Genomic DNA, 9,667 nt, shown 5'->3' on the forward strand with positions numbered 1-9,667 from the left:
CCCCGCGTCGCGCCCTCCCGGCCGCCGCCTCCGGCGGCTTCGCGGTCCCCTCCGTCGGACGGTGTCCGGGCCGTTCCCCGGGGGGCGCGGCCGGACCGGAGGACCCCTGTCGAGGCTGCTCGGATCACGAGATATCTTGATGTCGAGCAATGTTGCAGACGTGGAGCGGAGCACCCGGTGACTGACTCGACCATCATCTACACCCATACTGACGAGGCCCCGGCCCTGGCGACGTATTCGTTCCTGCCGGTGGTCGAGGCGTACGCCGGCCAGGCGGGCGTCTCCGTGGAGACCCGGGACATCTCGCTGGCCGGGCGCATCATCGCCGTGTTCCCGGAGTACCTCGCCGAGGACCAGCGCATCCCGGACGCCCTCGCCGAGCTGGGCGAGCTGGCGAAGACGCCGTCGGCGAACATCATCAAGCTGCCGAACGTCTCGGCGTCCATCCCCCAGCTCAAGGCCGCGATCGCCGAGCTCCAGGGCCAGGGCTACGCGCTGCCGGACTACCCGGACGACCCGAAGACCGACGAGGAGCGGGACGTCCAGACCCGCTACGACAAGATCAAGGGTTCCGCCGTGAACCCGGTGCTGCGCGAGGGCAACTCCGACCGCCGCGCCCCCGCCTCGGTCAAGAACTACGCCAAGACCCACCCGCACCGCATGGGCGCCTGGACCCCCGAGTCCAGGACGAACGTCGCGACGATGGGTCAGAACGACTTCGCCTCCACCGAGAAGTCCGTGGTGATCCCCGAGGACACCACCCTGAACTTCGAGCTGGCCGGCGCCGACGGGTCCGTCACCGCCCTGCGCGCCCCGCTGAAGGTCGTCGCCGGCGAGGTCGTCGACGCGTCCGTGCTGCACGTCGCCGCGCTGCGCGAGTTCCTCACCGCGCAGATCGCCCGCGCCAAGGCCGAGGGCGTCCTGTTCTCCGTGCACCTCAAGGCGACGATGATGAAGGTCTCCGACCCGATCATCTTCGGCCACGTGGTCCGCGCGTTCTTCCCGAAGACGTTCGCCGAGCACGGCGCCGCGCTCGCCGCCGCCGGTCTCACCCCGAACGACGGTCTGGGCGGCATCCTCAAGGGCCTCGACGCGCTCCCGAACGGCGCCGAGATCAAGGCGTCCTTCGACGCCGAGCTGGCCGAGGGCCCGGCCCTCGCGATGGTCGACTCCGACAAGGGCATCACCAACCTGCACGTGCCGTCCGACGTCATCGTCGACGCCTCGATGCCGGCGATGATCCGCACCTCCGGCCACATGTGGGGCCCGGACGGCCAGGAGGCCGACACCATCGCCGTCCTGCCCGACTCGTCGTACGCGGGCGTCTACCAGGCCGTCATCGACGACTGCCGCGCGCACGGCGCCTACGACCCGTCGACCATGGGCTCCGTCCCGAACGTCGGCCTCATGGCGCAGAAGGCCGAGGAGTACGGCTCCCACGACAAGACCTTCGAGATCAAGGCCGCCGGCACGGTCCGCCTCGTCGACCAGGCCGGGAACGTCGTCCTGGAGCAGGAGGTCGCCGAGGGCGACATCTTCCGCGCCTGCCAGACGAAGGACGCGCCGATCCGCGACTGGGTCAAGCTCGCCGTCACGCGTGCGCGCACCACCGGTGCCCCGGCCGTGTTCTGGCTGGACTCCGAGCGCGGCCACGACGCCGTGATCATCGAGAAGGTCAAGGCGTACCTGCCCGAGCACGACACCGAGGGCCTGGACATCCAGATCCTCTCCCCGGTCGCCGCGACGAAGTTCTCCATCGAGCGCATCCGCCGCGGCGAGGACACCATCTCCGTCACCGGCAACGTGCTGCGCGACTACCTGACCGACCTCTTCCCCATCCTGGAGCTGGGCACCAGCGCCAAGATGCTGTCGGTCGTCCCGCTGATGGCGGGCGGCGGCCTCTTCGAGACGGGCGCCGGCGGTTCCGCGCCGAAGCACGTCCAGCAGCTCGTCAAGGAGAACTACCTGCGCTGGGACTCCCTCGGTGAGTTCTTCGCGCTCGTGCCGTCCCTGGAGCAGTACGCCGAGGCCACGAACAACCCGAAGGCCAAGGTCCTCGCCGACACCCTCGACCGCGCCACGGCGACCTTCCTCGACCGGGACAAGTCCCCGACCCGTCGCGTCGGCGGCATCGACAACCGCGGCAGCCACTTCTACCTGTCCCTGTACTGGGCGCAGGAGCTGGCCGCCCAGACCGACGACGCCGAGCTGGCCAAGGCGTTCGCGTCCTTCGCGGAGTCCCTCGCGGCGAACGAGGAGACGATCGTCGGCGAGCTGAACGCGGTGCAGGGCTCGGCGGCCGACATCGGCGGCTACTACCAGCCCGACCCGGCGAAGGCGGCGGCGGTCATGCGCCCGTCGGCGACGTGGAACGCGGCGCTGGCCGCGCTGTGAAGCCGCGGTTCGTGAAGTAGGGGTCCGCCCCGGCCGGGAGGTTTCCGGCCGGGGCGGAGCTGTGTTCCGGGGGTTCAGCTGATGCCTCCCAGTACCGCGGTGGCGTCGGGCTCCTCAGCCTCTGGGTCCCGGCGGGTGGCGTGTGACGCGAGGGCCCAGTGTTCGGCGCGCAGTCCCTCCGCGACGCGGGCCACCTCGTCGGGGGTGAGGAAGTGGGCGGGGCCGTAGCCGAAGTCGTACTCCTCGACGGCCGGGCAGTTGTGGCCGGTGGCTCGTGCCGGCCAGGGGTGGGCCGTGTGCCAGTCGGCGGTGCGGTGGACGCGGGCGGCGAGGGGGCCGGGACGTCGTCCTCGGAGAAGAGGTCGTCGATCAGGTCCGGGCGGGTGCGGATCTCCGTGAGCAGGGTGAGGTCGATCTTCACCAGGTCGAGTCACATGGACATGACGTCGGGTCCTTCCGGGGTTCGTGAACGGGTGCGTGTCGGGAAGTCCCCGGCTCACCACTCCCGCGGCGCGATCAGCTCCTCGACGTCCGCGTCGCCGAAGCCGTACGCCTGCGCGACGAACCGGAACTCCCCGCCGATCTCCTCCCGCGCCACGGTCTCGATCTCGCTCCCGGCGGCCTCGAACTCCGCTTCGAGGGCGTTGAACTCCTCCGTCGCCGCGTGCGTCAGGACGTACAGCGCGGCCAGGTCGGCGGGCCGCTCCGCCTCGATCCGCTCGCAGAGCCGTACGAGGATCGCGCGTCCCTTGTCCAGGAGGTGGCCGGGAAAGTAGTCGTCCTTGTACAGCGCCTCCAGGAACACCCGCTCCGCCACCTGCTCGTTCGCCGCCCCCATGGGCCCTCCCCCTCGTCCGTGTGACACCTTGGTCCGATGGTGCACCACGCCACTGACAACGCCCCGGGAGCAGCCGTGTCCGACGCCGGACCTCCGTCCTTCACGTACGTGCCCGGCGCGGACGACTCCCCCGTGATCCTTCATGTCCCGCACTCGGCGCGGGAGATCCCCCCGCACGTGCGCGCCGGGATCGTCCTCGGGGACGCGGCGCTGGAGCGGGAGTCGGACCACATCGTGGACGCGCACACCGCGCGGATCGCGGAGCGGGCGGCGCAGGGGTCGGCGGTGCGGCCGTGGCGGTTCGTCAACCTGCTGTCCCGGCTGGTCGTGGATCCGGAGCGGTTCCCGGACGAGCGGGAGGAGATGCGGGCGGTGGGGATGGGCGCCGTGTACACCCGGACGACTCACCGGGAGGTACTACGGGACGACACGGTCGATCCGGGGCCGCTCGTCGAGCGGTACTTCCGTCCGTACGCGCGGGCCATGACGCGGGCCGTGGGCGAACGGCTGAGGGCGACGGGGCGGGCGGTGGTGCTCGACGTGCACTCCTATCCCAGCTCGCCGCTGCCGTACGAGCTGCACGGCGACGGGGAGCGGCCCGCCGTCTGCCTGGGGACCGACCCGTTCCACACGCCCCCGGGCCTCCTCGCCGCCGCCCGGGACGCCTTCTCCGGGTTCGGGGTGGGGCTGGACAGCCCGTTCGGCGGGGCGTACGTCCCTCTGGAGTACTACGGGGTGGACGCGCGGGTCTCCGCGCTGATGATCGAGGTCCGCCGGGACGTCTACATGACGGAGCCCGGCGGGCCGACGGGGCCGGGTCTTGAGGGGGTCGCGGAGGCACTCGCCGCCCTCGTGGACGCGGTGCCGGGGGTGACGCGGGCCTGCTGAGCCCGTGCGGGCGGGCCCGCTGAGCCCTCACGGGCGGCTCCGCTGGGCCCCAGCGATCTCACCGAGCCCTTCCGGGCCGGTCTCGCTGAGCCTTCCCACGTCCCCGCCAGGCCCTCCCGGCGCCCCCACTCCCCCTCCCCGCGGCCCTGAAGGAGCACTCCCGCGCGACACCCCGCCCTCCCCCGGTGAAGGTGGACGCATGACCGAGGAGATCACCGTGCAGGCCCCGCCCGCCGTCCGGGAGTGGCCGACCCCCGACCTGGAGGGCACCGCCTTCGACCCGACCCTCTCGGAGCTGATGCGTGAGGGCCCGCTCACCCGGATCAAGCTGCCGTTCGGCGAGGGCTGGGCCTGGCTCGCGACGCGCTACGACGATGTGCGGGCGGTGACGAACGACCCCCGGTTCAGCCGCGCGGAGGTGACGAAGTGCCAGGTCACGCGGATGGCCCCGCACTTCGGCCCGCGTCCGGGCTCGCTGGCGTTCGCCGACCGGCCCGACCACAACCGGCTGCGCAGGGCGGTCGCGGGCGCGTTCACGGTGGGCGGCATGAAGCGGCTGCGCCCGGTCGCGCAGGCGATCCTCGACGACCTGGTCGACGGCGTCGTCCGGGACGGGCCGCCCGCCGATCTGGTCGCGCGCGTGCTGGAGCCGTTCCCGCTGGCCGTGGTGAGCGAGGTGATGGGCGTGCCGCAGGAGCAGCGCGCGCAGGTGCACGCGTGGACGCGGGAGATCATCTCGACGTCCGGGGGTGCGGAGGGTGCGGAGCGGGCGAAACAGGGGCTGTACGGGTGGATCGCCGAGACCGTGCGGGCCCGGGCCGGGGAGCCGGGCGAGGACGTGTACGCGCTGCTCGGGGCGGCCGTCGCGCGCGGGGACGTGCGGGAGGAGGAGGCGGTCGGGCTCGCGGGGCCGCTCCAGATCGGCGGGGAGGCCGTCACGCACAACGCCGGCCAGATGCTGTACCTGCTGCTGACCCGCCCCGAGCTGCTGGTCCGGATGCGGGAACGGCCGGAAGCGCGCGGCACGCTGATCGACGAGCTCCTGCGGTACATCCCGCACCGCAGCAGCGTGGGCCTGGCCCGGATCGCCCTGGAGGACGTCGAGCTGGCCGGGCACGTGATCCGCGCGGGCGAGCCGGTGTACGTCTCGTACCTGGCCGCCAACCGCGACCCTGACGTGTTCCCCGCGCCGGACGTCCTCGACGTGAACCGCGACCCGAACCCCCACCTCGCGTTCGGCAACGGCACCCACTACTGCACCGGAGCCGTCCTCGCCCGCCTCCAGATCGACCTGCTCCTGGAGACCCTCCTCAGAAGGCTGCCGGGGCTGCGTCTCGCGGTCCCCGCGGAGCAGGTCGAGTGGCGCAGGAGGACCATGATCCGGGGACCGCGGACGCTGCCGGTCACCTGGTGACGCCGGCGTCCCGCCTGCGGCTCAGGCCCGCAGCCACTCCGTGACGACGACGTCCGCGCCGGCCCGCACTCTGAGGGCGAACGGGCCGGACAGCGGGTCGTCGCTGGTGAACCGGCCCAGTTCGTCGGCGTCGAACACCCGGCTCGCGCGGGTCCCGCGGAGGACCTCGATGCGGGCCGCCTGCGGGGGCATCAGCTGACCGAACATGCCGTGCGGGGTGACCTCGACGTCGACCGTCAGTTCACCGGTGTCGAACGTCAGCATGCGCGGCGTGTCCGTCACCCCCCGGACCGGGATGCCGTGGGTCAGGGAGTCGAAGGTGAGTCCGGCGATCTTGGCGTCGAGGTCGACCAGCGCGAACGCCTCCAGGGCCGTGCGGTACACCTCCGGGGGCACCGGGTCGAGGATCGCGGCGGCCTGGCGCAGCTCCTCCTCCAGACAGTCGTCCTCGAAACCGTCGTCGGCGCCGTCGTCGTGCGGGGCCTCGTTCATCGGTTCGTCCATCCCGTCGTACGCGTCGTGGTTCACTTCGGCCCCCTGCCTTCCAGGCGGGTGCGCAGACGGCGCAGGCAGCGCTGGCGCATCGGTCCGATGCTGCCGACGGCGATGCCGAGCGCGTCCGCCACCTCCTGGTAGCTGGGCGGGGGCGAGGCGATGAGCACCCTCAGCAGTTCCCGGCAGCGTTCGCCGAGGGCCTCGAACTCCTCCCAGAGACGCCGCACGCGTTCGCTCTGCGCGGCGGCCTCCTCGGAGTCGAGGACGGACTGCTCGGGGGTGCGCTCCTCGCTGACCCGGTCCAGGACCTGGGGGTCGTCGGTCGGGGTGAGGCGCTTGAGGCTCTTGATGACCTTCAGGCACTCGTTGCGCGCGGTGCTGGCGAGCCAGGCGCCCGCCTTCTCCGGCTCCCGGATGCGCCCCAGGTGCTGGGCGAAGCGGAACCAGACGGTCTGGCACACCTCGTGCCCGTCGGCCTCGGAGAGCCGGTGGGCGCGCACCACCGACCAGACCAGCGGGCTGAGCCCTTCCACCAGCGCTTTCCAGGCCGCCGCGTCACCGTCGATCGCGGCCTGGACGAGCACGCCGACATCTGTACGGTCCACGGCCCCACCCCTCGAGTACGGCCTGTCATCGTACGCCGTGACGGGGATGGCGAGGGCCCTCATGAGTGGGCGACGAGCTGCCCGGCGGGCGCCGGGAGCCAGGTCGGCGGGCGCAGCGCCGTGACGTGCTCACCGCGCACCTCCGCGAAGTCGGCGCAGGCCGTCAGGAGCCCCCGGGCCGCCGCGCGCGGGTCGCTCTCCCCGCTCGCGGTCATCCAGGCGGCGACGAGACCGGCGACCACGGGCGTCGCGAAGGACGTGCCGCTCCACGCGGCGTACCCCTCGAACATCACCTGATCGGGTTTCTCCGCCGGGTCGCTGAGGGCGCCGGTGTGGCGCGGGGAGCAGCAGGTGCAGGCGTAGGAGAAGCCGTAGCGGCAGGTGTCGTAGGTGGAGTGCTGGTAGACGTACGGCACGGGCGTCTCGAAGCCGGTGAGCGCGCTGACGAGGCGCTCGCCGGGGGCGTAGACCTTCACCCAGGGGCCGTAGTTGGTGAAGCAGGCGCCGTACGCGCCGTCGGTGCGCAGCGCGCCGACCGACAGGACGGCGTCGGCGTGCTCGGGCCGGCCCGCGTAGGCGGCGGGCCAGAACGGTGTGGCCCTGCTGTCGTTGCCGGCGGCGGCCACCAGGAGCGTGCGCTGCGCCTGGAGGGCGGTCATGAACGCCTCGACGCCGAGGAGGCCGTCCGTACGGCCGTTCACGCTGCCGGCGGAGAGGCTGAGGATGTCGGGCCAGCCGTCCTCGACGGCGTCGAAGAGGCGCTCGCCGAACTCCGACTCCAGGATGGCGCCCGCGTCGTTGAGGGTGCCCCGGACGGTGACGTCCGTGTTGGGGGCGACGGCGGTGAGCAGGCCGGCTATGAACGTGCCGTGGCCCGCGTACTGGCGCAGGACGCCCTGTTCGTCGGTCTCGCTGACCTGCGGGTCGCCCGTGACGTGCCCGAGGGCGGGGCAGGAGCGGTAGTCGCGGGTGAGGCCGTTGTCGATGACCAGGACGGAGACGGCGGTGTCCGGGTCGTGCACGGCGTCGGAGGAGGCCGGGTTGACGCCCTCGGCGCGGGTGGCGGGCACCGGTTCGTCGCCGGGGCAGGCGTTGGTGGCGATGTGGACGACGTGGTTGCGGCTGATGAGGCGGTGTCCGGCGCGGCCCTCGCGGGCGGTGAGGGCGCGCAGCGCGTGGGCGACGGACTGGTCGTCGCCGCCCGCGCGGATGCCCTGGCCGGGGTCGCCGACCTGGATGCGGGTGACGCCCGAGCGGTTCGTGCCGGGTCCCGCGCGGCGGACGTGGTCGGCGGTCAGGCTCGGCGCCTCGGTGAAGTGCGCGCGGACGGTGTCCTCGACGAGGCGTGCCTCCTCGCCGTCGCGTGCGAGCACCACGCCTTTCTCGTACACGAACTCCCCGAGGTCGTCGGGGCCCATGGCGAGCGGTACGTCCGGCATCGAACGCTGGATGTGAGCGAACTGCTCGTGGAAACGCTGCGGTGCCATGGCTGCCCTCTTCCCCTTGAGGTGACGGTCATCAGTCAGAGCCGCGAAGGTGGCCGCTGATACAGGCAGGGGGTGGTGGCGCGAGGCGGGGAGGGGGCGCGTCGCGGTCGTCGTGCGCGGGGGCGGAGGGTGGGTCCGGTGGTCACCGTACAGGTGGGAGGGGCGGAGGGGATCGTTCCCGGTGCCGGGGCGGGCGGGCGCGGGGGCGTGTGGGTGTCGTGCGGATCACCGGCGGGACGTTTCGGCTGGGGCGCTTCGGGAGACGCGCGCCGGAGCGTGCGCCGCGCGGGGGTCCGGGGTCTGCGGGGCGGGGTTCCACCGGAAGCGCCCCAACCGGTGTGATGCGCTCCGCTGCCCGATACCATCCGTGGCGTGACAGCGGCACACGAACCGGTCCTCGAACTGCTGCCTCTGGTGTTCGCCGCCCCCCATGAGGCGTTGGCGCGGGCGGAGGAACTGCTCCGCGCCGATCCGCCCGCTCTGCACGCGTCGGTCGCCCATCAGGTGATCGGCATCTGGCAGCGCGACTGGGGCGATCTGCGGCTGGCCCTGAAGCATCTGCGCCGCGCGGGCACGCTGGCGGCCCGCGCGGACTCCGCCGACCGGGAGGCGGACATCCTGGGCACCCTGGGCGTCGCCCTGGTCCACGCGGGCCGCACCCGGCAGGGTCTCGCGGCGTTCGAGCGGGGGGTGGAGCGCGGCACGGGCCTCACGCGCGCGCGGGTGCTGTTCCGGCGGGCGTACTCGTGGGAGGTCCTCGGCCATCACCCTCGGGCGCTGGAGGACCTGCGGCGGGCGGTGCCGGTGCTGCGTCAGGTGGGTGACACGATCTGGACGGCGCGGGCGCTGACCCTGCGCGCGACGGTGCACCTGGCGCTCGGCGCGGTGGACCGCGCGGACGCCGACTACGCGGCGGCGCAGGCCCTGTGGGACACCACCGACCAGGAGCACGACAAGGCGGACGCGGTGGAGAGCCAGGGCATCGCGGCGTTCCGCTCGGGCGACATCCCGCGCGCGCTGAGCCTGCTGGACGACGCCGCCGAGCGGTACGCGAAGCTCGGCACCCCGGGGATCATGCTCAACATCCGGCGCTGCGAGGTCCTGATGGCGGCCGGCCTCGCCCCGGAGGCGCTGGCGGAGGCGGACGCCGCGATCGGCGTCCTGGACGGCATCCGAGGTCAGTCCACGCGCAAGGCGGAGCTGCTGCTGACGGCGGCGAAGGCGGCCCGCCTCGGGGGCGACACCGGCACGGCCATCGCGCGCGCGGCGGTCGCGGTCAGGTTGTTCGCGGCGCAGCGGCGTTCCTGGTGGGAGGCGCACGCGCAACTGGTGCTGATCGAGGCGAAGCTGACGGCGGGCCGGAAGTCGGGGCGGCTGGTCGCGGACGCCGCGAAGGTCGCCGGGAAGCTGGCCTCCTTCGGGGCCCCCGCAGCGCCCGAGGCGTGGCTGCTGGCGGGCCGGATCGCGCTCGGCCTGGACTGGACGTCGGACGCCGAGCGGTACCTCGCCCTGGCCGCCCGCAGCCGGCACAGCGGGCCTCCGCTGG

8 protein-coding genes and 1 pseudogene are annotated in these 9,667 nt (G+C 73.1%); 4 read left to right on the forward strand and 5 right to left on the reverse strand.

All coding sequences use genetic code 11. The features are described 5' to 3' along the window. Nucleotides 1-177: 177 nt before the first annotated feature. Nucleotides 178-2,394 carry an NADP-dependent isocitrate dehydrogenase gene (locus tag ACVNF4_RS27095; protein ID WP_461805498.1) on the forward strand — a complete coding sequence of 739 codons (2,217 nt, stop codon included), beginning with the start codon at nucleotides 178-180 and terminating at the stop codon, nucleotides 2,392-2,394. A 74-nt stretch (nucleotides 2,395-2,468) separates the two neighbouring features. Here ACVNF4_RS27095 and ACVNF4_RS27100 read toward each other — a convergent pair whose 3' ends face one another. Next, nucleotides 2,469-2,828, reverse strand: coding sequence for a hypothetical protein (locus ACVNF4_RS27100; protein ID WP_461805499.1), 360 nt, complete (start codon nucleotides 2,826-2,828; stop codon nucleotides 2,469-2,471). A 62-nt stretch (nucleotides 2,829-2,890) separates the two neighbouring features. Further along, complete coding sequence (locus ACVNF4_RS27105) at nucleotides 2,891-3,232, reverse strand: DUF5713 family protein (protein ID WP_461805500.1); 342 nt, start codon at nucleotides 3,230-3,232, stop codon at nucleotides 2,891-2,893. A gap of 36 nt (nucleotides 3,233-3,268) precedes the next feature. Here ACVNF4_RS27105 and ACVNF4_RS27110 point away from each other — a divergent pair, with 36 nt between their 5' ends. Together ACVNF4_RS27110 and ACVNF4_RS27115 are read left to right on the forward strand one after the other, a co-directional pair. Next, nucleotides 3,269-4,120 (forward strand): N-formylglutamate amidohydrolase, encoded by an 852-nt coding sequence (locus tag ACVNF4_RS27110; RefSeq protein ID WP_461805501.1) that lies wholly within the window; start codon nucleotides 3,269-3,271, stop codon nucleotides 4,118-4,120. Between the two features lie 199 nt (nucleotides 4,121-4,319). After that, complete coding sequence (locus ACVNF4_RS27115; protein WP_461805502.1) at nucleotides 4,320-5,534, forward strand: cytochrome P450; 1,215 nt, start codon at nucleotides 4,320-4,322, stop codon at nucleotides 5,532-5,534. Between the two features lie 21 nt (nucleotides 5,535-5,555). Here ACVNF4_RS27115 and ACVNF4_RS27120 read toward each other — a convergent pair whose 3' ends face one another. The 3 genes from ACVNF4_RS27120 to ACVNF4_RS27130 are packed head-to-tail and all read right to left on the reverse strand — an operon-like array spanning nucleotide 5,556 to nucleotide 8,121. After that, nucleotides 5,556-6,026, reverse strand: coding sequence for a hypothetical protein (locus tag ACVNF4_RS27120; protein ID WP_461805505.1), 471 nt, complete (start codon nucleotides 6,024-6,026; stop codon nucleotides 5,556-5,558). A gap of 32 nt (nucleotides 6,027-6,058) precedes the next feature. Beyond that, nucleotides 6,059-6,634, reverse strand: a complete 576-nt coding sequence (locus ACVNF4_RS27125) for an RNA polymerase sigma factor (RefSeq protein WP_461805503.1) — start codon at nucleotides 6,632-6,634, stop codon at nucleotides 6,059-6,061. A gap of 59 nt (nucleotides 6,635-6,693) precedes the next feature. Continuing rightward, a complete protein-coding gene (locus ACVNF4_RS27130; protein ID WP_461805504.1) occupies nucleotides 6,694-8,121 on the reverse strand; it encodes a S8/S53 family peptidase in 1,428 nt (475 codons plus the stop codon). Nucleotides 8,122-8,493: 372 nt separating this feature from the next. Here ACVNF4_RS27130 and ACVNF4_RS27135 point away from each other — a divergent pair. Beyond that, nucleotides 8,494-9,667, forward strand: a pseudogene (locus tag ACVNF4_RS27135) (CHAT domain-containing protein); the annotation flags it as partial.

This window comes from Streptomyces sp. S6 (genome assembly GCF_054880855.1).

Bases quoted from the DNA above. Each gene is read 5' to 3' on its own strand.
- ACVNF4_RS27105 (WP_461805500.1), bottom strand. From the start codon at position 3,232: ATGGGGGCGGCGAACGAGCAGGTGGCGGAGCGGGTGTTCCTGGAGGCG.
- ACVNF4_RS27110 (WP_461805501.1), top strand. From the start codon at position 3,269: ATGGTGCACCACGCCACTGACAACGCCCCGGGAGCAGCCGTGTCCGAC.
- ACVNF4_RS27115 (WP_461805502.1), top strand. From the start codon at position 4,320: ATGACCGAGGAGATCACCGTGCAGGCCCCGCCCGCCGTCCGGGAGTGG.
- ACVNF4_RS27120 (WP_461805505.1), bottom strand. From the start codon at position 6,026: ATGAACGAGGCCCCGCACGACGACGGCGCCGACGACGGTTTCGAGGAC.
- ACVNF4_RS27130 (WP_461805504.1), bottom strand. From the start codon at position 8,121: ATGGCACCGCAGCGTTTCCACGAGCAGTTCGCTCACATCCAGCGTTCG.